19 protein-coding genes and 1 pseudogene are annotated in these 22,957 nt (G+C 47.3%); 6 read left to right on the forward strand and 14 right to left on the reverse strand.

Annotated features, from left to right (window positions below; translation table 11 throughout):
* Positions 1 to 36: 36 nt before the first annotated feature.
* The 3 genes from choV to choX all read right to left on the reverse strand — a co-directional run bounded on the left by choV (position 37) and on the right by choX (position 2,896).
* A complete protein-coding gene (gene choV / locus L1I42_RS07845; protein ID WP_236113921.1) occupies positions 37 to 1,053 on the reverse strand; it encodes a choline ABC transporter ATP-binding protein in 1,017 nt (338 codons plus the stop codon).
* On the reverse strand, positions 1,050 to 1,889 hold the full coding sequence (choW, locus tag L1I42_RS07850) for a choline ABC transporter permease subunit (protein ID WP_236113922.1): 840 nt from the start codon (positions 1,887 to 1,889) through the stop codon (positions 1,050 to 1,052). Before choW ends, choV begins: the two co-directional genes overlap by 4 nt.
* 83 nt (positions 1,890 to 1,972) lie before the next feature.
* Positions 1,973 to 2,896, reverse strand: coding sequence for a choline ABC transporter substrate-binding protein (gene choX, locus L1I42_RS07855; protein ID WP_236113923.1), 924 nt, complete (start codon positions 2,894 to 2,896; stop codon positions 1,973 to 1,975).
* A gap of 108 nt (positions 2,897 to 3,004) precedes the next feature.
* Between choX and betI the strand changes: the two genes are divergently transcribed.
* The 5 genes from betI (at position 3,005) to L1I42_RS07880 (ending at position 8,694) form a co-directional block, all read left to right on the forward strand.
* Positions 3,005 to 3,682, forward strand: a complete 678-nt coding sequence (betI, locus tag L1I42_RS07860; RefSeq protein ID WP_236113924.1) for a transcriptional regulator BetI — start codon at positions 3,005 to 3,007, stop codon at positions 3,680 to 3,682.
* Between the two features lie 7 nt (positions 3,683 to 3,689).
* On the forward strand, positions 3,690 to 5,144 hold the full coding sequence (gene betB, locus L1I42_RS07865; protein ID WP_236113925.1) for a betaine-aldehyde dehydrogenase: 1,455 nt from the start codon (positions 3,690 to 3,692) through the stop codon (positions 5,142 to 5,144).
* A gap of 10 nt (positions 5,145 to 5,154) precedes the next feature.
* Positions 5,155 to 6,813, forward strand: a complete 1,659-nt coding sequence (betA, locus tag L1I42_RS07870; RefSeq protein ID WP_236113926.1) for a choline dehydrogenase — start codon at positions 5,155 to 5,157, stop codon at positions 6,811 to 6,813.
* Positions 6,814 to 7,423: 610 nt separating this feature from the next.
* Complete coding sequence (locus L1I42_RS07875; protein WP_236113927.1) at positions 7,424 to 8,083, forward strand: tyrosine-type recombinase/integrase; 660 nt, start codon at positions 7,424 to 7,426, stop codon at positions 8,081 to 8,083.
* Positions 8,084 to 8,088: 5 nt separating this feature from the next.
* Positions 8,089 to 8,694, forward strand: a complete 606-nt coding sequence (locus L1I42_RS07880) for a tyrosine-type recombinase/integrase (RefSeq protein ID WP_236114191.1) — start codon at positions 8,089 to 8,091, stop codon at positions 8,692 to 8,694.
* Positions 8,695 to 8,874: 180 nt separating this feature from the next.
* Here L1I42_RS07880 and L1I42_RS07885 read toward each other — a convergent pair whose 3' ends face one another.
* From L1I42_RS07885 to L1I42_RS07930, 10 genes are read right to left on the reverse strand one after another with little or no spacing between them, the layout of a single operon-like run.
* Entirely contained in the window at positions 8,875 to 9,843 is a 969-nt protein-coding gene (locus L1I42_RS07885) for a GDP-L-fucose synthase family protein (RefSeq protein ID WP_255768918.1), read from the reverse strand.
* 9 nt (positions 9,844 to 9,852) lie between these two features.
* Positions 9,853 to 10,971: a GDP-mannose 4,6-dehydratase gene (gene gmd, locus L1I42_RS07890; RefSeq protein ID WP_236113928.1), complete on the reverse strand. Its 1,119-nt coding sequence runs from the start codon at positions 10,969 to 10,971 to the stop codon at positions 9,853 to 9,855.
* A 23-nt stretch (positions 10,972 to 10,994) separates the two neighbouring features.
* Positions 10,995 to 11,750 carry a glycosyltransferase family 2 protein gene (locus L1I42_RS07895; protein ID WP_255768668.1) on the reverse strand — a complete coding sequence of 252 codons (756 nt, stop codon included), beginning with the start codon at positions 11,748 to 11,750 and terminating at the stop codon, positions 10,995 to 10,997.
* On the reverse strand, positions 11,747 to 12,859 hold the full coding sequence (locus L1I42_RS07900; RefSeq protein ID WP_236113930.1) for a hypothetical protein: 1,113 nt from the start codon (positions 12,857 to 12,859) through the stop codon (positions 11,747 to 11,749). Before L1I42_RS07900 ends, L1I42_RS07895 begins: the two co-directional genes overlap by 4 nt.
* A gap of 11 nt (positions 12,860 to 12,870) precedes the next feature.
* Positions 12,871 to 14,061 carry a hypothetical protein gene (locus L1I42_RS07905; RefSeq protein ID WP_236113931.1) on the reverse strand — a complete coding sequence of 397 codons (1,191 nt, stop codon included), beginning with the start codon at positions 14,059 to 14,061 and terminating at the stop codon, positions 12,871 to 12,873.
* Positions 14,061 to 16,292 carry an N-acetylneuraminate synthase family protein gene (locus L1I42_RS07910; RefSeq protein ID WP_236113932.1) on the reverse strand — a complete coding sequence of 744 codons (2,232 nt, stop codon included), beginning with the start codon at positions 16,290 to 16,292 and terminating at the stop codon, positions 14,061 to 14,063. Before L1I42_RS07910 ends, L1I42_RS07905 begins: the two co-directional genes overlap by 1 nt.
* Complete coding sequence (locus tag L1I42_RS07915; protein ID WP_236113933.1) at positions 16,276 to 16,968, reverse strand: acylneuraminate cytidylyltransferase family protein; 693 nt, start codon at positions 16,966 to 16,968, stop codon at positions 16,276 to 16,278. The genes L1I42_RS07910 and L1I42_RS07915 overlap by 17 nt, the downstream gene beginning before the upstream one ends.
* Entirely contained in the window at positions 16,968 to 18,251 is a 1,284-nt protein-coding gene (locus L1I42_RS07920) for a protoporphyrinogen/coproporphyrinogen oxidase (RefSeq protein ID WP_236113934.1), read from the reverse strand. The genes L1I42_RS07915 and L1I42_RS07920 overlap by 1 nt, the downstream gene beginning before the upstream one ends.
* The gene (locus L1I42_RS16380) at positions 18,248 to 19,384 is read right to left on the reverse strand and encodes a glycosyltransferase (RefSeq protein WP_236113935.1); all 1,137 of its coding nucleotides are present in this window, start codon (positions 19,382 to 19,384) and stop codon (positions 18,248 to 18,250) included. Before L1I42_RS16380 ends, L1I42_RS07920 begins: the two co-directional genes overlap by 4 nt.
* Entirely contained in the window at positions 19,381 to 20,304 is a 924-nt protein-coding gene (locus tag L1I42_RS07930; protein WP_236113936.1) for a glycosyltransferase family 52, read from the reverse strand. Before L1I42_RS07930 ends, L1I42_RS16380 begins: the two co-directional genes overlap by 4 nt.
* A 605-nt stretch (positions 20,305 to 20,909) precedes the next feature.
* Between L1I42_RS07930 and L1I42_RS07935 the strand changes: the two are divergent.
* Positions 20,910 to 21,676 (forward strand): annotated as a pseudogene (locus L1I42_RS07935) (IS5 family transposase).
* A 17-nt stretch (positions 21,677 to 21,693) separates the two neighbouring features.
* On the opposite strand, the gene repC reads toward L1I42_RS07935, so the two are convergent.
* Positions 21,694 to 22,863 carry a plasmid replication protein RepC gene (gene repC, locus L1I42_RS07940; RefSeq protein WP_236113937.1) on the reverse strand — a complete coding sequence of 390 codons (1,170 nt, stop codon included), beginning with the start codon at positions 22,861 to 22,863 and terminating at the stop codon, positions 21,694 to 21,696.
* Positions 22,864 to 22,957: the final 94 nt, after the last annotated feature.

The following is a 22,957-nucleotide window of genomic DNA, read 5'->3' on the forward strand; positions in this document are numbered from 1 at the left end:
CATTGATCGCGCGGCGATCCATTCGCCGCGCCACCATCACGTCACCAATCGGCGCAATAGCGAATCCGAGGTGACCATTCCCACTGGCTTCCCGTCGCGCGTGACGACAACTGATTGATGGGTTGCGCTCAGATCGGCGGCGAACTCCATGACCGGGGTGTTTTCGTCCACCTGCAAATCACCGCTCATGTCCTCATCGGTCATCACATCTTTTGCCCGCAAGAAGGTGAGCGGATTGGAGTGGGCGACAAATTCTTCCACATAATCGCTGACCGGGTTGTTGGCGATGCCATTGGGCGTGTCGCATTGCACAATGCGCCCGCCTTCCATAATCGCAATGCGGTTGCCCAGTTTGAAAGCTTCATCCAGATCGTGGCTCACAAAGATGATGGTGCGTTTCAGCCGCTCCTGCAGCTCCAAAAGCTCGTCTTGCAATTTGGTGCGGATCAGCGGATCGAGGGCGGAAAAAGGCTCATCCATCAAAAGGATGGGCGCCTCGGTGGCGAAGGCGCGGGCCAGCCCCACGCGCTGTTGCATGCCGCCGGAAAGCTCGCTCACCTTATTGTCTGCCCATTCGGACAGGCCCACAAGACCCAGCTGTTCCATCACCACTTCGCGGCGTTTTGCTTTCAACATGCCGCCCAGCTCTAATCCGAGCCCAACATTTTCTGCCACGCTACGCCAAGGCAGCAGGCCAAATTGCTGGAACACCATCGCCACGCGCTCTCGACGTATACGGCGCAAATCAGCCTCCGACGCTTCGGTGACATTCATCAGTCCATCGCCTTCATCCACGTGCACGGCACCGCGCACCACCGGGTTAAGGCCATTTACGGCGCGCAAAAGTGTAGATTTGCCGGAGCCGGACAGGCCCATCAGGACCAATATTTCGCCCTCATTCACCTCAAGCGAGCAATTATGCACGCCCAGCACTTGATTGGTTTTCTCCTGCACAGTGGAGCGGTCCAACCCTTCATCCATAAAGGGCAGTGCACTTTCTGGCGCATCACCGAATACGATGGAGACATTATCGATTTTTACAGCAACACTCATTGTTCAGAAGACCCCCGGTTCAACATACGGTCCAGCAAAATAGCGACCACAACAATGACAATTCCGCTCTCAAATCCAAGGGCGGTATTCACCTGGTTCAACGCCCGCACCACTGGCACGCCAAGGCCGTCAGCGCCCACAAGCGCGGCAATCACCACCATCGAGAGGGCCAACATAATGGTCTGGTTCAACCCGGCCATGATTTGAGGAAAGGCAAAGGGCAGTTCGGCCTTGATCAGCACATCGCGATCCGTGCCACCAAAAGCGCGCACGGCTTCGGTCAACCGGCTGGGCGTGGATGAAATGCCCAATTGGGTCAAGCGGATTGGGGCGGGCAACACAAAGATCACGGTCGCGATCAGCCCGGGCACCATGCCAATGCCGAAAAATACAATCGCGGGGATCAGATAAACAAAGGTGGGCAAAGTCTGCATCAGATCAAGCACCGGACGCATCATGGCGTATAGCCGCGGTCGGTGCGCGGCGGCAATCCCGATCGGCACACCAACAGACATACAGACTATGCAGGCCGACAGCACCAAAGTCAGGCTCTCAGTCGTTTCTTCCCAATAGCCTTGGTTGAAGACAAAAAGAAAGCCAAGTGCGACGAGCAAACAGGTTTTCCAGCTGCGTTGCATGATCCAGGTGAACACCACAAAAGCGGCAATCACCAGCAAGGGATGTGGGGTCTGTAACAGCCACAAAAAACCATCAATCATGGCCTCTAGAATGATCGACAGCAGGTCGAGCAATCCCTCAGCATGATCTCTAATCCATTCAAAAATCGCACTTGCGACTTTGCCTACGGGAATTTTGTATGACGTCAGCCAATCCACGATGTGGGCCCCCTTTATGGTCTGATGCTAGAAGAAAATCGGCCCCGCGCCCTGGCGCGAGGCCTTGATTTCAGGGTTGTGCCTTAAAGGCCAAGCGCTGATTTAACAGCAGGCAGTCCTTCGTCGCCATCTTTGGTGTTGACGCCAGCCAACCAGCCGTCAAGCACGGAGGGGTTTTCTTTCAACCATGCTTTTGCTGCATCGCTTGCATTTTCACCATCATTGAGAATGGCGCCCATGATCTCGTTTTCCATCTCAAGTGAGAACTCGAGGTTCTGCAACAATTTGCCAACGTTCGGGCACTCGTCTACATAGCCCGCGCGGGTGTTGGTATAAACGGTCGCGCCACCATAGTTTGGCCCGAACCAGTCATCGCCACCGGCAAGATAGGTCAGCTCAAAATTGGCGTTCATGGGGTGCGGCGCCCAACCGAGGAAGACGATCGGCTCGCCCTTTTTGGTCAAGCGGGCCACTTGCGACAACATGCCTTGCTCCGAGCTTTCTTTCACGTCGAAGCCTTCCAGGCCAAACGCGTTTTCCGCAATCATATCCAGAATCAGACGGTTGCCATCATTGCCTGGCTCAATGCCGTAAATGGTTTCATCAAGGGCATCGGCATGCTCAGCGATCGAACCAAAATCGGTGATGCCAAGCTCAGCGCCAGCGGCGTTTGTGGCCAGTGTATATTTCGCGCCCTGTAAATTGGCGCGCACAGTGTCCACGGTGCCTTTTTCGCGATAAGGCGCAATATCGGCTTCCATGGTGGGCATCCAGTTGCCCAAAAACACGTCAACATCGCCTTCTTCGAGTGACACATAGGTTACAGGCACAGACAACACACGGGTTGTGGTGTCATAACCAAGTGCTTCAAGCACGGTGGTGGTGGCAGCTGTTGTGGCGGTGATGTCGGTCCAGCCCACATCAGAGAAGGTGACTGTTTCGCAACTGTTGGCCAGCGCAGAAGTTGCGCTCAGCGTGAGAATTGCAGCGGTAAGTGTACGCTTCATGAGGTTCCCCTTTAAAGTTCGTGTGATCAATACGCGAGTTATTGATTGACGGGTCAATTAATAATATATTAATCGAGAAATGCAACCTTCGAATCTGGAAAGACCTCTATGGCACGCAAATCGGAAGCAGAAAGACGCCAGGAACTCATCGCTGCGACCATCCGGGAAATCGGTGCAAAAGGCACGTTGAACGTGACCACCAGCCAGATTGCCCAGAGTGCGGGCGTGTCGCCGGGCCTAGCCTTTCACTATTTTAACGACAAGGAACGACTGTTTCTGGCCGCCATGCGCTCAATCCTGAGCGAATATGGCAATGATGTGCGCCAAGCCTTGCGCGGAAAAAAAACACCGGACGAACGGCTGGGGGCCATCGCCGAGGCCAGTTTCGGCATGACCAGCTTTCGGCGTGAAGCCATTTCCGCCTGGGTTAATTTTTACGCCTTGTCGTTGCGTTCAGAACAGGCGCGCCGCCTGTTATATGTGTATCAGCGCCGGCTGCATTCCAATCTTGTCGACGCCTTGCGCCCCAAAATCGGCGAACGGGCGCCCGACGTGGCCCGGCGGATTGCTGGTCTGATTGACGGGCTCTATCTACGATATGCGCTTGATACGCGCGGCGTGAGCAATGCCGATGGCGAAGCGCCCGAGTTGGACGGGTCCGAAGGCTCACAACATGTGATGCGCGCCATCGCGGCCGAATGCACCGAAATTTCAGAAAATGATGTGATCTCCACCGAACAGGCAGATCCCGATCCAATGGCCATTCTTGTTGGGCCCCAGGAGTAAAATAAGCATGACCTATCAACCCCAAGCCAGCCACTTTGTGAACGGCCAATATGTTGACGATGCGGACGGCGATAAGATTGAGGTGATCTATCCGCATACCGGCGAAGTGATCGCCACGCTGCATGCGGCCACACCTGCGATTATCGATGCGGCATTGGACAGCGCCAACGCGGCGCAAAAGGCATGGGCAGCGCTGTCCGGCACCGAACGCGGCCGCGTTTTGCGCCGTGCGGCCGACCTAATGCGCGACCGCAACCGCGAACTCTCTGAACTTGAAACCATGAACACCGGCAAGCCCTTGTCCGAAACCCTGATCGCAGACCCGGCCTCTGGTGCCGACGCACTTGAATATTTCGGCGGTTTGGCGGGCACATTGACCGGCGAGCATATTCCGGTCGCGGGCGGCGATTTTGTCTATACCCGCCGCGAAGCCCTTGGCGTGTGCGTTGGGATCGGCGCCTGGAACTATCCTATTCAGATTGCAAGTTGGAAAGCCGCACCAGCGCTGGCCTGTGGTAATGCCCTGGTGTTCAAACCCTCCGAAGTCACGCCCCTCACCGCCCTGAAGCTGGCCGAAATCTTTAAGGAAGCGGGCGCACCGGACGGCCTGTTTAATGTGGTGCAAGGCGCAGGCCCCGTTGGCGGCGCATTGGTGACCGACCCGCGCGTTGATAAAGTCTCCCTCACCGGCTCGGTGCCCACAGGCCGCAAAGTCTATGCCGCCGCCGCAGATGGCATTCGCCATGTCACCATGGAGTTGGGCGGCAAATCGCCGATTGTGGTGTTTGATGATGCGCATCTGGACAATGCCGTCGCCGCCGCGATCAATGGCAATTTCTATTCCACCGGCCAAATCTGCTCGAACGGTACCCGCGTTTTTGTGCAAGATGGGCTTTACGACAAGTTCGTCGCGCGGGTGGCCGAGCGGATGGCAGACGCAAAGATTGGCGACCCGATGAACGAGGCCACCACCATCGGCCCCATGGTGTCTGCTCGACAGCGCGACATTGTCGAAAATTATATCCGCATTGGGCAGAACGAAGGCGCCCGTCTTGTTAAAGGCGGCAAGGTGATTGAGGGCAATGGGTTCTATATTGAGCCGACCCTGTTTGCTGACGTTACCGACGAGATGACCATCGCCCGCGAAGAAATCTTCGGCCCGGTCATGTCCGTGTTGCGGTTTAGCGATGAGGATGAAGCGATCCGGCGCGCCAATGCCACCGAGTTTGGTCTGGCCGCAGGCGTCTTCACCGCTGACCTCACCCGCGCCCATCGCGTGGCCGCGGCGTTTGAAGCCGGCACCTGCTATATCAACGCCTATAATTTGACACCGGTGGAAGCGCCCTTTGGCGGCATGAAAGTCTCAGGCGTTGGTCGCGAAAATTCAAAGGCTGCCATTGAACATTACAGCCAACTCAAAACTGTTTATGTCGGGATGAACGACGTGGAAGCCCCGTTTTAAGGATTTAGTTGTGCACGCAGAATATGTGATCATCGGCGCTGGCTCCGCAGGCTGCGCCATTGCCTATCGCCTCGCAGAAGCGGGCAAAAAAGTCATTGTCGTGGAATATGGCGGCACCGACGCCGGACCCTTTATCCAAATGCCGGGCGCCCTCTCCTACCCCATGAATATGAAGCGTTATGATTGGGGTTATGAGAGCGAGCCGGAGCCGCATCTGGGCGGCCGTCGCCTGGTTACCCCGCGCGGCAAGGTGTTGGGCGGCTCCTCTTCGATCAACGGCATGGTTTATGTGCGCGGCCACGCGCGCGACTTTGATCACTGGGCCGAAATGGGCGCGCAAGGCTGGGCTTATGCCGATGTGTTGCCCTATTATAAGCGCATGGAAAATTGGGACGATGGCGGCCATGGCGGCGACCCCTCCTGGCGCGGCAAGAACGGACCTTTGCACGTCTCCCGTGGCAAGCGCGACAACCCGCTGGTGCAAGCCTTTGTGAAAGCAGGCGCCCAAGCCGGTTACCAGACAACAGATGATTATAACGGCGAAAAGCAGGAAGGCTTTGGCCCTTATGATGCGACCATTCACAAGGGTGAACGCTGGTCGGCCTATAAGGCCTATCTCAAACCGGCGCTGAAAACCGGCAATGTCTCAGTCGTGCGCGGGCTGGCCCGCAAGATCGTCATTGAAGATGGTCGCGCCACCGGTGTTGAAGTTGAACATGGCGGCCAAACAGAAGTGATCAGTGCCGAGGCGGAAGTGATCGTTGCCGCCTCGTCTATCAACTCGCCTAAACTGCTGATGTTGTCGGGCATTGGCCCAGCCGCGCACCTGCGCGATCACAATATCGATGTAATCGCCGACCGCCCGGGCGTGGGCCAAAACCTGCAAGACCATCTGGAGCTTTATATCCAACAGGCCGCCATCAGGCCGGTGTCACTGTTTAAATATTGGAATCTGTTGGGCAAAGCCTTTGTCGGCGCCCAGTGGCTGTTCACCCGCAAGGGCGTGGGCGCTTCCAACCAGTTTGAAAGCGCCGCCTTTATCCGCTCCAAACCGGGCGTTGAATATCCCGACATTCAATACCACTTCCTGCCGATCGCCGTGCGCTATGACGGCCAAGCCGCCGCCGAAGGCCATGGCTTTCAAGCGCATGTGGGGCCCATGCGGTCAAAATCCCGCGGCAGTGTCACGCTGAACTCGGCCGACCCTGCCGCCGACCCCAAAATTCAGTTCAACTACATGTCGCACCCGGAAGATTGGGAAGATTTCCGCACCTGCATCCGCCTGACCCGCGAAATCTTCGCCCAAGACGCCTTCACCCCCTATCGCGGCCACGAAATCCAACCCGGAGAACACGTACAAAGCGACGAAGAGCTCAACGCCTTCATCCGCGACCATGCCGAAAGTGCCTACCACCCCTGCGGCACCTGCCGCATGGGCAAAGCCGACGACCCAAACGCCGTCGTCGACCCAGAATGCCGCGTCATCGGCATAGACGCCCTGCGCGTCGCCGACAGCTCCATCTTCCCCCGCATCACCAACGGCAACCTCAATGCGCCCTCCATCATGACCGGCGAAAAAGCATCAGATCATATTCTGGGCAAAGCACCTTTGCCGCGGGAAAATGTAGGGCCATGGATAGCACCGGATTGGCGGAAGACGCAGCGGTAGGCGGGAGCTGGTGGCGGGTTGTTCGTTGGCAACCACTTTTTGGGTTGGTGTGGAATGCCGTTCGGTAGATATCTTGGCACACCTCCAATATCCCTGAGCCACGAAGGAACAGATATTCACAGCTTGTTCTTGATCTAAAGATCGTCGATCGTTCCCATGATGAAGATAAAGAACCTTCTTAACAAAGCATGCCGGCAAACGAAAAAACTAAAGAGAAAGAGATTTAGCAAATACTTATATAGCCTGTCCCACCCACAAAAACAGTGGGACAGCACCCAAATTCAGTGGGACAACATCACTTAAGTTATTGAAAATATTGACATAAAAAAATATGTCATTTTTTCACATCGGAAAATCCAATAAGTTATTGATAAACCTACGGCTTTCTCCCTTTGCATGGGGGTGCGTAGCGTGTGAAGGGATATTGAGGACGGCATCCGATTTGGTCCAAAATAGGAATAAGAGTAAGATGTTGGTTTAATTGGAAGTTTAGGCCGCAAGAGAGCCCGAGTGGCGATTGAGCGGCCCTTCTCCTCCCTGCTTCCCCGCTTTTCCTGAGCGCTTTCCAGGGATTTGCGTGGATTTTTTCCTGAAAGCAGAGGAGGCAGTCATGCCAAAACTAAAAGTGGTACCCACTAGCCAAAAACACCCAGTAGATAGTTCCAAACCTGACAGCGTTGTTTGGGATGATATGATCCCTCAATTGGGTCTACGTATCCGCAGCGAAAAACAAACGTGGATTGTCCAAACCAGAATAAATGGCAAATCCATAAGACGAAGTCTTGGTGGAGTTGACGGCATAGGATTGGCACAAGCACGTATCTTGGCCGAGGCCTGTTTAGATGGATTGCAGCTTGAGCATCCAAAGCTATCGGCTCACACATCAATCAAACAATTTACGCCCTTGTATTTTGCACAGTGTAAAAGCGGATGGAAGCCCGCTACACGAGGCGGACATCTGTCGAATCTAAAAAATCAGATTTTGCCCATATTGGGTGATCGAAAGGTGAGCCAGATTGAACGTTACGATGTGGTGACCTGGTACAACCAGTTGGGCGGATCAGCAGGAACAAAAAACCGTGCCCTAGCTGTACTATCCGACCTGATGAACCATGCCGAGATTGTCGGTCTACGTCTCCCCAGCAGCAATCCATGTAAGGGGCTAAGGCGGCATAAATCTGAGTTTGTCGCAGAGTATTTGGACCCAGATGGCTACGCCAAACTTGAGCAATCCCTTCAAATTGGGATCAGGAATATTCAATCGAATTAGCGTTTATCAGGTTTGTTGCGCAGACAGGGTGTAGAAGAGGTGAAGCAGAAGCTGCCTGTTGGCACCAGCTGGAACAAAACCGCATCATACTGCCTGATTCAAAAAATGGCCCCAAATTTATCTGGCTGGGTAAACCCACCATCAAATTGTTGGCCTCACTGCCTCGAAACAATGATCACATCTTTGTCGGCGAAGTCCCTACTCGTTTCGCCAATCGGGTGAATCAGATTTGGCAAAAGGGTCGCACGGATTTGGGACTACCAAGTTTCAGAATTCACGATTTGCGCCACAGTTTCGCGTCCACTGCTGTCAATATGGATGTTGATCTGACAATCATTGGCGGCTTGCTTGGCCACGCCGATCAAGACACCACTGCCGGTTACGCTCACTTAAACGAGAAGAGTGTTTCGAACGCTAGCAAGCGGGTGGGTGCGCACTTTGAAAAGACATTTTCGGCGAAATCTGTTTCGAGGCAGCCAATCCTGCATGGCAAGTCAATATTCAAGCGCTTCAGCAATTCAAAACTCTCTCTTTCTGCATTTTGTAAAAACGAACAGCTAGATCAAAAGCAGTTCAGGAAAGAACTCATCGAGTGGCGGCGGGCCTTATAGGAAGGAGCGACAAAATGAAAACGCTAACGCTACTTACACCTCTGCTTTTATCTGGTTTAAAGCTACAAGATAAGGAATACACCCTTTATGATGCCCAATGCGAAGGCTTGGCCTTACGCGTTCAGCCATCTGGGTCATTCTCATGTGCATCGGCCCGCATTTTCTAGACACCCCGCGGGTTTAGTTTTTGCAGGCTTTCAAATTCTCCAAGTACCAAGCGTATGTCTGCTCGATACCTTCTACCAAGCCTATTTTGGGGGACCAACCTAAAGTGTTTAGACGAGTTGTATCAGTAAGCTTCCGTATGGTTCCGTCCGGCTTGTTATGATCGGTCGCAATCTTACCACTAAATCCAACAATATCTGCGATTATATTCCCTAGTTCAATGATTGCAACATCCTTGCCCGTGCCAATATTTATATGACTCAACATCGGGCTGGTTTGCTCCTCATATTTCAGTTTTGGTAAATCTAAAATGAAAAGTGAAGCGTCTGCCATGTCGTCTACATGAAGAAATTCCCGTCTTGGCTTTCCAGTTCCCCAAATTTCAACTTTCTTTGCTCCAGATCGTACAGCTTCATGAAATCGACGAATCAAAGCGGGCACAACATGACTATTACTCTCATGGAAGTTATCGTATGGACCGTAAAGGTTTGTGGGCATAACCGATCGAAAGTCAACACCATGTTGGCGATTATAGCTCTCGCAAAGTTTGATCCCCGCAATTTTTGCAACCGCGTAAGGTTCGTTTGTGGGTTCTAGCGGCCCCGTCAGCAGTGCACTTTCTTGCATCGGCTGGCTACCATCTCGTGGATAGATGCATGTTGAACCGAGTTGCAATAATTTTTTCACCCCCGCCTCAAAGGCCTGATGAATTACATTACATTCAATCATGAGATTATTGTAAATGAACTCTGCAGGATAGGTGTTATTCGCATGGATACCGCCGACTTTGGCAGCAGCCAAAATGACCACATCAGGCTGCTCCTCCTGCATAAAAGCCCTAACAGCTGACTGCTCCAAAAGGTCGAGTTCATCATGCGTGCGAGTAATCAACTCAATTTGCACTCCGGCGGTTTGCCGAGCTAAGAGCTTGCGCGTGATGGCACGACCGACCATCCCTCGATGACCTGCCACATAAACTTTCAGCACTTTACACTAACCTTCTAAAGACACTGGAATATCAAGGCCATATTTTTTCAATAAAGCGTAACGCTTTGCGCTTTTTAGATCCTCCGAAACCATCTCGCTGCACATCTCTTGTGCTGTGATTTGTGGCTTCCAACCTAATTCTTTGTGGGCAAGAGTTGCATCTCCTAGGAGGGTGTCAACCTCAGCGGGACGAAAATATCTTGGATCTACACGCAGCACTACATCACCACTTTTTAGGGCGGGAGCGCTGTCACCTTCTACCGTTGCCACAATAGCAATTTCATCAACGCCACTTCCTGAAAACTCTAATGTAACGCCCAGCTCCTTTGCCGCCCAAATGACAAATTGACGAACCGAGAATTGTTGTCCTGTCGCAATTACGTAGTCTTTAGGAATATCTTTTTGAAGCATCATCCACTGCATACGCACATAATCTTTGGCATGCCCCCAATCGCGTTTTGCATTCAGGTTTCCTATAAAAAGGCATGACTCCAACCCCTGGGAAATGTTGGCCAACCCTCTCGTAATTTTTCGTGTAACAAAGGTTTCGCCACGACGTGAACTCTCATGATTGAAAAGCAAACCATTGCACGCATACAATCCGTAAGCTTCTCGATAATTCACTGTGATCCAGTAAGAATACAATTTTGCAACAGCATATGGCGAACGAGGATAGAACGGCGTATTTTCGTTTTGGGGGGACTCTTGTACAAGACCAAAAAGTTCCGAAGTGGAGGCTTGATAGAACTTCGTACTATCCTCCATTCCCAAGAAGCGAATTGCCTCCAGTAGACGCAATGTACCAATGGCGTCGACATCAGCAGTGTATTCAGGGACCTCAAAGCTCACAGCTACATGGGATTGTGCTCCAAGGTTGTAAACTTCGTCGGGGTTTACCTCCGAAATTATCCGTGTCAGATTCGATGTATCTGTGAGATCTCCATAGTGCAATTTAAATCTGGCGGAATCAGTCTGCGGATTTTGGTAGATGTGATCAACTCTGTTGGTGTTAAAAAGCGAAGAACGTCTCTTAATACCGTGTACTTCATATCCTTTTTCCAATAGTAATTCAGCGAGGTATGAACCATCTTGTCCAGTGACCCCGGTTATTAGCGCTTTCTTCATACCCAATTTCTTCACATCCCAATTCAAATGAACTGTTGCAATTTACGTAGCTTTTTTAAGAGCAGACCACTTAATGGCAACCCATGTTTATTTGATATTTCAAAATCCTCACTTAGTTTAATTAATTCGGTATAGAATGCCCTCGTACTAGTACCACCTAAACTCATATGAATAGTCTCAGTTGGTAAATACTTAAATTTTAGGCCCGTTAAATTAAATAGACGAAGCATAAAATCAAAATCTCCCGATATTCTATAATTAGAATTATAAAAACCAACTCTATCAAAAATACTCCGTTTTATAAATAATGTTGGATGAGGTGGAACCCACCCCATTCTTAACAACCGCGGATGAAATTCTTCACTTTTCCATTTTCTTACAACTTTGAATGATCCATCTTCGAGGAAAACTCCTAAAGATAAATCTGAATAAACTACGTCAATATCAGAACTGCGAAATAATGTCATAACGTCTTCAACAACGTTTGAGTATGCGAACACATCGTCAGAATGCAAAAGACCAATAACATCCCCCCTACAACGTACAATTGCGTTGTTTATCCCTTCGTATATGCCTTTGTCGGGCATTCGTTCATAGCTGACATTCGGATGTAATTTTTCTGCAATTACCGTTTCTGTATTGTCCACAGAGCCTCCATCCTGAATCACATGCTCAATGCGATTGTGACTTTGATCTTCTACCGAGCTCATGCAACGCGCTATTACGCTCTGGCAGTTTAGCGTCGAAGTAACTATTGACACATCAAATTTCCGTTTCATTTACATTGCCTATCTGTCAGATAGTTATCCGCCCAAAGGAATGCCAATGCACTCCACTGGATCGAAAACCAAAGCTGCGGAGATACTGTGCAAAGAACTAAAAAAATCAAGAAAATACGAATATTTATTCCAAAGAATACCAAGAACATTACTAACCCCAATACTCCTATTTGCATCGCAATCCCGTAAATCGGTATAAAAGCATATACTTGCCCAAAATCGAAACCTGTTATAAATCCAAACACATTAGAAATATTTACCTGTGGAAAATAAAATCTCTCAAATATCGAACGGAGGAAAAACAATCCTCCGAACTCACTGGCGATAAACTTGCTCACAAGAGGGAAGCAAAATAGGCACAAAAACGCGACGACTAAAGCCGGTCTTGGCGCCCGTATTAAGAACACCAGTAATATGAACAGTGCTGGGCCAGTAGCTGACCGTGTGGTAAAAAATGTAAATACAATGCAACCAATGGCTAAAGCCATCTTTTTTAGAGAAAAGGAATTCAACCAGATTGCAGTGATCGTCGAGACCAACATTGATAGATGGGAGGGCTCATAAAAGAACCCAGAATTGCGGTAGCCAAATTGATCCCTAACAAGAAAATTAGGACTGGCGCCTTTGATAGGAAACACAAGTTCTGTTATGAACGGTTTCGATAATAACATAATCATTATACCCATTAATATCTGGGTAAATATAAGTAAAAATAACACTCGACTGATTAATAAATTGAATCTACTTTTACCAATAAACCTAAGTCCATGTGTGATAAAAGTCAGCGTCACAATGTTAAAAATAAACTTTATATAAGCCGTAAACCTTACTGTCCCACCAAAATCATAAGTACCAATTGAAAGTGTCTCTCTGTATTTCGCGAGCGCAACAGGGCCGATGATATATCCACTTTGACTCATTAGTAGCTGAATGAGCGGAATGCAGGCAATAAGCGAAATAATAGCAAGCTTAGCCCACACTTCCCTATTAGCTAATTTCGTTGAAAAAAAAGCTACAAAGGCAAGATTTACCAAATGAAATACCCCCCCCCCCACTATTGCAGGGAAAGAATGAACAAGTAGCATATTTTCCAACTTAACGCGCTTCAAAGCGAAAATTCTCATGGCTTTATTTGGTCTACTTTTCGGTTATTCACTTTTCCAATGTTACTAAAAAGGAAAATAATGTTTAGCGCATTCAATAGGAACATCGCTTCTGCGGGTAATTTGGTCACAGATACCAGAACTAATATAATCAAATGTATAGCCAGAAACTCCACCACATATTTCGAAATATTCGAAATTGTCCCGATTTGAAAGCTAATCTCTAGTTGAGGCCCAAATATAATAAAAGAAGCTGAACTCAGCAAAATAGAGAACAAAATCGACAACGAAAAAGCAAAATAATCGAAGTAATAAATATAAACAAAAATAATTATTGATCCAAAAATCGCAAACAATGCTGAAACTATCTTCAGATAACGAACTTCCGTTTTAACTTTGATCCATTTTTCTTCTGAATGGACGCTCTCACTAATCTGTCTCTGTGCATACATCAGATAAACTAAAAATGGCATTAACACCAAAGACTTAAGCTGATGTGAAATTTTCACATCTGCAGCTACGTTACCTCCAAATAAGACATTAGCTACAATGACATCGGTACTGACATGGTACAATTCAAAACCCGCACAAAAAAGTGCTGGTAACCCATAAATATTTGGAAGCGCAGAACACCGTACAGTAAATCGCAATGGATACGGGCTTAATATTACAAAGGTTACTGCTGTTACGAATACAATTACACCCATTACTAGTAGCAACTTATCCGAATCGATATTAATTTTCGTTTGCGTTAATATGAAACATACAAGTATAAAACCTGCAGGACGAATTATCTGTGCCTCCAAATTTCCCAATACAAATCTTCCTTCCGCTCTATACAAGGCTGAGAAAATACTGAGCATTACAACGCTACTTCCGATGAGCAGTATGAGAGAGATACGGAACTGCAAAAATATAAGAAGTATCGCTAGGGAACACCCGATAGCAAATGAACTAAAATATGTATTTACAATATTCATAATTGATGGAGTTACTTCGCCACCTTGAATGGCAACTTTCCTGACAAGTTCACGAACAATTACGCCCGTCAGCGGAAAAACCAGCAAATTTACGATAGATAGCAGCCCAATATATTCGCCAAACTCTCTCTTCCCAAACCATAGAACGAGCAAGATAGTGGATGCGAAGCTTAAAGTGATGGCGGACACCTTTATTGTAGCCATCATCAATACATTTTTGACGAACATCAAAAATTATGCCTAGAAAGAAAGCTTAATGCTTGCCAAAAACCTCTTCCATTATTCTTATGGCCTTGCCAAATCTCAGGGATAAATTGGGCATCAGGATTGACGCGCTGAAGTATAGTTCCCAACTTACGAAAATCTATATCGCCAGCGCCCATCTCGACTCCTTCCCCGTCAACCCCATAAGAGTCAACGATGTGCATATGAGGAGACAATGGCCCAATTTTCTCAACCGCTTCATAAAAATCAAAGTCAAAGAATGTTGCCGACATCATGGTATGCGACACATCTAAGCAAACTCTCAAGCCCGAGCGTTCACAGAACTCCACAATTTCTTCGGGCTTAGTGAAAAGATTGTGGTAACGCTGGCCGCCAAAATGCCATGGGAAAGGTGGCATAGTTTGAATAAGAATTTCAACATCGCCTTTGTCGACTTGTTGAAGCGCATCTAGCAAGCGGTCATATTTAACAGTTAACATCTCTTTTTCGACGAAACCGTTTTCTGAGAAACCTCCCGCATTTACAACCAGATACGGTCGCTCAGTCTTACTGAAGAACGACACTATTCTCTTAGTGACGCGAATGGTCTCGTTCAATAATTGAATACTCTTACTGCGGTATTCGTTGTCATCGCTTGCAAGATCTAGTATATGATCTCCTTCGAACAGTTCCGGCGCATGTACAGCACATCTTTGGATGGTGTTCGGTCTAATGTAAATATTGGGATCCCGCTTTAAATCCGAAAAGCTAAGATGGAATTCCACAAAATCTAATTGTTTGTTGTCCGTCAGGGAATTGAAATCGTGGTACCTGACGGGGATTCCAGCTGGACGGCTAAATCTCCAACTACCAGCCTCCAGGACTTCTTCAACAATGTCAGATCCGTACAGGAAGCCGCCTGGTGGAATATCTCTTACAGCGACTTTACCGATAAGCTCATTCAGCCTATTGGGTTGCAATCCTTGCCCAGGACTAACAAATTCGAAATGCTCTGGTGAAAATTTATCTCCCACCTTGATAGAGTGTTTGGCAACGATACTCTTCGCAAGGTTCTCTCGATTGATCATCTCGCCTTGCGTGATTTGTCGATTTGGAGTGCCTAAAGAGTCCGAAACGTTGCGGATCATCTCTACCATTTGTTTTAGTTCAGGATGCAGTAACGAGACTTTATGATCACTGCCTTCCCAATTTTTGTCTAGAGTAAAGTGTTTTTCCACAATTGAAGCACCCAGCGCGACAGACGCAACCGGGACTTCTACTCCGCGTTCATGACCCGAGTATCCAATCACACCACCATGTATTCTCCTTAGCTTTTCAAGGTATTTAAGATTAACATCTTTATATGGTGTAGGATAAGTTGAATTACAATGTAGCAATGCGAAATCGGCGCCAAGCGATTCAAGCAAAGCAACTGATTGTTTAATTTCCCATTCAGAGGACATACCAGTCGAAACAATTAAAGGCTTACCAGTATTGGCCAACAGACGTAAGAACGAGAGATTCGTTAAGTCTGCAGATGCTACTTTGTAGCCCGGCAAATTATACTCCTCTAGGTCCTCGAGGGAATACTCATCCCAAGGAGTACATAATGGTATCAAACCCACTTCTCGACAAAAATCAAATGCTTCAAAAAGTTCTGACTTCGGCAGTTGGAATTTTGACAGCAATTCTAGCGTATACTCAGTACCAAGATCATGCGCGTTTTCTTTGTTGTCGATTTGCCGGTAAAGCTTTTCGATATTTCGATACTGAAACTTAACGCAATCCACACCGCATCGCCCTGCCAATTTAATCATTTCATGTGCAGCGGCTAACTTCCCATTATGGTTATTCCCGATTTCGGCAATAAGAAATGGTTGATATCCTTCTCCAATTCGGCGGCCATCGATTTCCAAGAACTCCATTCCTGGCAAACGCACTGCAACAATTCGTCCATCGGTTCGATTTATGATGGGTAAAAACTGAATCCTATGATTTAGCTTCCGAGAATTTATACGATCATGATACTCAAATTGGAAAGTCTTATTGCAAATTTGTGTGATGGTTGTTTCTAATCTTGCTCCTCTAAGAAGCTCTCTGCGGATATCCCCATCCGTAATAGATCCGATGCATTTTCGGTCGTTATCTACGACTAAAGCAAATCCCATTCTATTGGATTCAATAATATGCATGCAATTTCGAATGTCATTGGACGCATTCACTAGCAAATCATCAATATTACGCACCAGTGGCACTGTAAAACCCCTTCGCGATACTCTCGATTACTACCCAATCCTCGTGCGTATCGATCTCAAGACTCTCGAAAAACGAGGTCTGAAAGCACTTAATTTTCCCTCCGAGTCGATTTTCACTTGATAAGAATTGCCTTTTACTTGTTACATACACAGAACCCGTTTCTCGGAGTCTGATACGCCCTATATCTTGACGGCGTGGCCGGTTCTCATAGTCGTAATCAGCTCTCAATCGATCATCATCCTCATACCACCCAAAACTATGATCGGGTGCTACAGTAAGCAATGAATCTGCATTTGTACGCTGTGCCTTCTCAATACACTGGTCGATCAGATCAGATGACCTTATCGGTGAGGTCACTTGCAATAGCACGAGATAGTCGAACTTATATTTCTCAAGCGCAAGGAAATCGACACAATGCGACATTACACATTCTGTAGTCGCTTCATCTGTTGACAGATGGGGAGGACGCAAAAATGGTACTTCTGCACCGTACTGGCGCGCGAGCTCCGCATAGCTTTGGCTATCTGTAGACACGATGACCCTATCGATATGTTTTGCCTCCAAAGCGTGGCCAATCGTCCAATACATAAGCGGTTTGTTCAGGAAATGCTTAATGTTTTTATCCGGAACAGTTTTTGAACCGGAGCGAACAGGTATAATTGCTACCGACTTCATTAAATCCAAAACTCCCGCAAGTTAGTACCCAGCTTCTTGCTGATCTTCTCTGCCACATTTATGGCGTCCAACATATTGTCTTCTATACTACAATATTTCCATTCCCCGTAGCGGCCTACGGAATAAACATCTGCTTCCCTCAACACGTCAAAAAGTTCAAGCTTCCTTCTCTCAGCAGAGGAGGTAATGTGGACATAAGCGGGATCCATTATTACTTTTTCAAAATCCACTACGTTTGCTGTATGAGGAATGATGCCTACACGCTTCAGATCTTCCACAACCCGCTCTAGTCCGAAGTTGCTGGGATCAAACTCGCCTTTGGGAAGTCCAATTTCCACATAAAGACTGGCAAAGGGGTCGCCAAAGATATGATCATAGGAACCAACGCGATAGAAAACTTCATCCCCAGGGAAATATGCCCAATGGAACTTTTTAACTGTCTCGGAATCAAACCCAATATTGTAGACTAACACTGCATTTGCTGTCAGTTCCTTTAAATCGTCTTGTTCTTTTAAACCACAAAGTTTGATTAATCGATTCAAAGGGGTAGTGCTCACTAGGGTTGAATATTCAAACGTTTCCTCGCCCACGGTTACGGTTTTATCAATAAGGTTTATGGAACTAACTGGAGAGTTCAAGTTCAATTCGGCATTTTGTGGAAGCGCACCAACCAAAAAGTCAATCAACTGACTCGCTCCCTTCTTCGGGTATAAAAATGTCGAGTTGTAAGATTCGGCCCCTTTCTGGAGTGGCTGCAAAATGATATCATCAAAGTCTACGTCAGGAAAAAACCTTCCCATGGAAGAGGCCTCAAGATTATTCAAATCAGTAGCATACAGCTTCTCGTTATAAGGGATGAGAAAACGATCAGATATTCCCCGCCCATATTTAGATCGTACAAATGCCTTAAAAGAGGAATTATCCACCTCCGATTTCGAAGCTAAATAAGCGTCTATCAGACATGTGATATAGTCTGATTTAGGCAGTTGATGGATGTTAGATTGAAAGGGGAAGTCAATCCAATTCTTGTTGAAATAGATAAGAGTGTGTTTTTTTACGCTAACGTAGTTTTCACCCAACACATGTCGTTCAAAAAAAGACTTCATACGCATATCTCTGAAATGAAAAAAGTGCCCAGCTCGGTCCCAAGTGTAGGGGCCGCGCTTCGTTGTGCGACAATAGCCGCCCGCTTCTTCACTTTGTTCAAATATCTTCACAGAGGCGTTTACCGAGTTGGCAAACGTTAGACCAGTTACCCCTGCTCCTAAAACTATTAGCGTCATTTGAGAAACTCCAATGCGTTTTTGGTCCAACGACTTATGGAAAAGCGGTTCTTAAGCTTCGCTGTATCTGGAGAATGTGGCCCTTCGCGCAACCATTGACTTACTATTTCATATTCGCCAGGTTGGAAAAGCACCCCCTCGCTTGATTGACAGATTAGGTCGTTCAATCCGGGACGGTCATATGCAATTACTGGTGTACCAGCTATCAATGATTCGATCCCCGCCATAGGAAGAGCTTCCCCCTCCGACAGAATAATACTGGCATCATATTTTCGAAAGTCAGACGCTGGATCGCTTGAAAACCCTTTAAATACGACGACATCTTCAAGGTCATTTGAACTAATTTTTTGTTTGACTTTTTCCAAATAATCAATCTGGGCGTCGTTGTTGGCCTCACCATAAATATGAAGTGAGACATTTTGGAAGTGACTTCTTATGAGATGAGACAGGAGTTCAACCATGGAGATCAGGTTTTTGATTGGAGATATTCTCCCAATATAGACTAAAGAGACCTGCCCTCGAGCTCCTTTGCAGCTCCCATCCGCACCCATCTCCAGCAGATTATGGTCTATTTCAACCGGGGTATCAATTACCAATGAGCGGGGGAAGCGACGAACATTTAAATTATCAATAGAATTCTTAATATACTCTGTTGGACATAGATAATGCGTAATCCTAAATGAAGATATCCGCAGAAAAAGCCTGGATACACTTCCGGTAAAAGGTCTAGTTGAGTGTAGATACAGCGCTCGAACGTCTACAGGAAAAAAAGCGAGATAAAGTGCTGCGATTGCATCATGAGCCAAGATACAATCGGCATTTTCCTGGCGGATTGCTTTGCGTATTTTAGGAATACTACTCAGCACACGTAAGGCTTTAAATAATAGCTCAATAAATGTAAGGCCTTGAAAGTCACGATTAAGTGTTGGAACTTCAAAGCTAACACTTATATAGGGAATGTTGCGTCTGTCCAACTCTTTGCGTACGGCAGTTGATTCCTGATGAACGATACCGAAAACTTCCAAACCGTGATCCCTCAAACCTCCAAGGGTGTTGATAAATACCTTAGGCACGCCGCCATTTAGGTGATCGCCGGGAATTATCATAGGAAGAAAAATACCGACACGCTTCACTGAAATTTCTCCTTCAGTACTTTCATCAAATATGGCCGTCCCACGGGCTCTGTAGGTTGCTTTGTCCTTGCGACTTTTGTGGTCTGCAAGTCAATATATATCACTGGAACACCTTCAATTTCTTCCAATACTGAGGAGTAAAAGCCATAGACCGCATTGACATCCAATGTATCAACCTCCGAAAAGTAGCTCGTATTCACACTCTCCCCGTATATGGAAAACTTTCTGCCGTTTTCCTTAGGATGAAGGATAATTCTGCTTATATTATACCGTTCGATGATGACTCCAACAGAGTGCATGTACTGTTCTTCACTTAGGATTTCGTCTTCCACGAACGGCTGCGATATTAAAATGTTTTCACCTTGCACATCACTCCTGATTTTTCTAGCAATCTCACTTTTGCCGATGAGTAATTCGCCTTCGAAGCTCTCAAAAAAAATTGCATCCTCTGCAATGAAGAGGAAAACAGAATCAAATAGCCGCACGTCAATCCGACGCTCTCGCATGAACCGTATGCCAAAGCCACGGGTCGCCAAAGTCAACTTTAGGGATATTCCGATTCTCTTCTTTAGTCGTCGCCAGAAATTTCGTTTTAAACCCGAATCAATTTCCCATTGTGCCCCTTTTATCGAACCGTGCTGAATAAATACACATTTATTGGAAGATGGAATCGAATTAACAATACAATTTATAGGCACGCTCAGTGTGTCTAAAGTAAAAAAAATACTATTGTTGGCATTTCGGAAGTTTACTCGCTCTAAGCCCAGTTCGATATAGGAATCAGCATATTCTCTATTTTCTTTCTTAATCCCTTCTAAGTATACCACAACGTCCGGGGAGATGGCCGAGATGACGTCTTTTACAAATGACGTTACCAATTCCGGACTATACAAAATTAGAACTTTCTTTCTATCGAACATGTGGCTTATTTTCTTTTCTTACCATAGATTGAGTCATACGAAATCCAAGGAAACGTCTCCATTCAAAGCTCAGGCAACAAAAGCATCCTGTAGTCTACAAACGAACTATTGGCCAGCACGCTCGTCATCACAGATGTACTTTTTAGCTATTTGGGTATGCTTTGAAAATAACGGCTTCATTGCACCACGATAGTGGGCCGATGTTTAATGTAGTTTGCCAGCGGCGTAAAATGCTATCTCTCCCATGTTGTTGTCTGGGGCTGATAATGTATTGAAGAAATCTAAATTGGTATTTTTATTTCAATTGCGGCCTTTTGGTCGTGCATTTTTTTGCCTATTTGGGCTATGGCTTATTCAAATTATTTGTACTGGACTCGATGTATACTAATTTTTCAAAGTAAAACAAAACGTTAGAAAAATTGCGCTACCCCTATTAAAAGTTTGGTGTTGCCCGTGCATAAAAGTTTACATTCTAGCTCAGTAATAATCAACAATTTTGCTTCTGTATCGTGCGGGCTAGGTTCTGTTGACAAACAGGATTCACAAATCAGCTAGATTCTGATTCAAGATAACTTTTGTTGGAGGTTATCTTGGCTCGTTTGTTGATGGAAGATGCGGAATGGGCGTTTTTCGAGCAGTTTGTTTTGTCTATTCGCGGCTAGGGCGGTTGTCGCGGGTCTAATCACCGGCTGGTTCTGAATGGAATATTCTGGATTGCACGAACTGGTGCCCAGTGGCGTGATCTGCCGGAGGAATTTGGCAAATGGTCGAGCGTCTATCGCCAGTTTCGTCGCTGGACGTTAGCAGGATTGTGGGAACTGGTTCTCGAAACCCTCAATGTGAGCACGACGGTTCCCGATCAAGTGGAAATGATCGACAGCACTATTACCCGGGCCCATCATTTGTCGGCTGGCGCAAAAGGGGGGCTCAAAAAGAAGGTTTTGGCCGTTCAAAAGGTGGCTTCACGACCAAAATTCACCTCATTGCCACCGCTCACGGATTGCCTGTCAGGGCGGAAATAACCGGCGGGGAAGTTTCTGACTACAAAGGCTTTGATTTGCTGGTGGATGATGATGCACCTGCCGCAAAGGTTTTCATTGCAGACCGGGGCTAAGACGCCGATCATATCCGCCAAAAAATCGAACAACGCAACGGAACGCCGGTTATACCCGAGTGCAAAAGTCGAAAGGTAGATATTCAGATCGACCCTTTCATATATGCTGTGCGTAATCACGTCGAGCGCTGTTTTAACAAACTCAAATGCTCAAGAAGGTTGGCCACAAGATATGACAAAACAGCAACAAGCTACTTAGGCTTCGTCCAAATTGCCGCCGCGAGACTTTGGACAAAGCAGTTTGTCAACAGGACCTAGACCGTCTGGGCCGGTTACTAACCGTCCATAATGCTGGTTTTCAAATGTAGTGTCCCGAGATCTGCTTTTTTGGCCATAGAAGAAATATAGCCCAAGGGATTGTGTACAATCCCTTGAACATGTTTTTCAAAGGTTAATCCAAGGGCAATTGCAGACGAGTATTGACCGAGCTTTGCTTTTATGCGGCCCCACTGGTTTGCATCAATGCCTAACATGAGTGCCATTTTTTCTGAAATGTGGGCCAAGTCTCTCCAGCTTTTTGGCACATGCGCCAGTTTGTTGGCATAGTTTATATAGTTTGGACAAGCACTACAAAACTTTTCAAAAGTAATACCATCTGTTTTTCCCGGGGTATGATTTGGCCTTTTCGTTGGCTTGTTGTTCATGGATGATTGAATTGTAGTGTATTTATGGGGGTCATTTCTGAGCTGTGTGGGGGTCGGTTCTTCAACTTCTTGTGTGACTGGGAGGGTTGCATCAACCTTTTGGAGCGCGTTCGAATACAGATTTTCGATTGTTTGGCAAAGCTTCGTAAATCGTTGGCAAAGGCTTCTTAGCGTCCCCAGCGGTTTGCCGGATCGGGGCATCTCGGCTAGCATCACCTCAAACTCTTCCTGCAATGAGAGCCAGGGGCCACTCAGTCGCTGTTCTAAAGCGGCCATGAGGTGTGCACGGATGGTGCGGCGGGTGCATGTCAATTTTTTACGCAATTGCTTTTTTTCTGCACGCTCGGCCATAATTTTCTTGTGCAGGGCCTCGAACTCCCCTGCCCGTGCGGCCAGCGGCCCTAAATCAAAACCATAAGCCTCTACGATGCGTTCTGAGCGGTCGCGGTGGCCGTAGCGTTTGCCATTGGGGCTGTCGTGGAAGTGTATGAGGCCCAGCTCGCCCAGACGCCGCAAATGACGCTTGAGGGCCGGCAGACTAAAGCCGGTTTGATCCATCAGATATTGATTAGAGGGCCACACTAAGGGCCGTTGGCCCGCTTCCCAGTCCTGAGGCTTGGAAAAGGCGAACAGAATGTCGAGCAACATCAATTGTGCCGGCTTTAATCCGATGTGGGTTGCTACTTTTTTGACAGCGATGATTGCCTTTGATTTCGGTACAGAAAGCCCCTCACCGACTTGGGCATGCATTTCTGCTGCCACAAGACCCGGTGTCGGCTTGCGCCAACCTAGATTTTGCATAACTTTTCAAAATTCAGACAAAGAAATACGCCTTGCCAAACATGAATGCTTGACATTTTTTGCCGAAAGTGATTCCTTGATAGGTGCTTAAGTT

This window comes from Maritalea mediterranea, from assembly GCF_021568695.1.
Taxonomy (GTDB): domain Bacteria; phylum Pseudomonadota; class Alphaproteobacteria; order Rhizobiales; family Devosiaceae; genus Maritalea; species Maritalea mediterranea.

What these genes read in the sequence shown, in the direction of transcription:
- repC (WP_236113937.1), bottom strand. Translation starts at nt 22,863, where the DNA reads ATGCAAAATCTAGGTTGGCGCAAGCCGACACCGGGTCTTGTGGCAGCA.
- choV (WP_236113921.1), bottom strand. Translation starts at nt 1,053, where the DNA reads ATGAGTGTTGCTGTAAAAATCGATAATGTCTCCATCGTATTCGGTGAT.
- betB (WP_236113925.1), top strand. Translation starts at nt 3,690, where the DNA reads ATGACCTATCAACCCCAAGCCAGCCACTTTGTGAACGGCCAATATGTT.
- L1I42_RS07915 (WP_236113933.1), bottom strand. Translation starts at nt 16,968, where the DNA reads ATGAAGTCGGTAGCAATTATACCTGTTCGCTCCGGTTCAAAAACTGTT.
- L1I42_RS07895 (WP_255768668.1), bottom strand. Translation starts at nt 11,750, where the DNA reads ATGAAACGGAAATTTGATGTGTCAATAGTTACTTCGACGCTAAACTGC.
- L1I42_RS07920 (WP_236113934.1), bottom strand. Translation starts at nt 18,251, where the DNA reads ATGACGCTAATAGTTTTAGGAGCAGGGGTAACTGGTCTAACGTTTGCC.
- gmd (WP_236113928.1), bottom strand. Translation starts at nt 10,971, where the DNA reads ATGAAGAAAGCGCTAATAACCGGGGTCACTGGACAAGATGGTTCATAC.
- L1I42_RS07930 (WP_236113936.1), bottom strand. Translation starts at nt 20,304, where the DNA reads ATGTTCGATAGAAAGAAAGTTCTAATTTTGTATAGTCCGGAATTGGTA.
- L1I42_RS07875 (WP_236113927.1), top strand. Translation starts at nt 7,424, where the DNA reads ATGCCAAAACTAAAAGTGGTACCCACTAGCCAAAAACACCCAGTAGAT.
- choX (WP_236113923.1), bottom strand. Translation starts at nt 2,896, where the DNA reads ATGAAGCGTACACTTACCGCTGCAATTCTCACGCTGAGCGCAACTTCT.
- betI (WP_236113924.1), top strand. Translation starts at nt 3,005, where the DNA reads ATGGCACGCAAATCGGAAGCAGAAAGACGCCAGGAACTCATCGCTGCG.
- L1I42_RS07905 (WP_236113931.1), bottom strand. Translation starts at nt 14,061, where the DNA reads ATGTTCGTCAAAAATGTATTGATGATGGCTACAATAAAGGTGTCCGCC.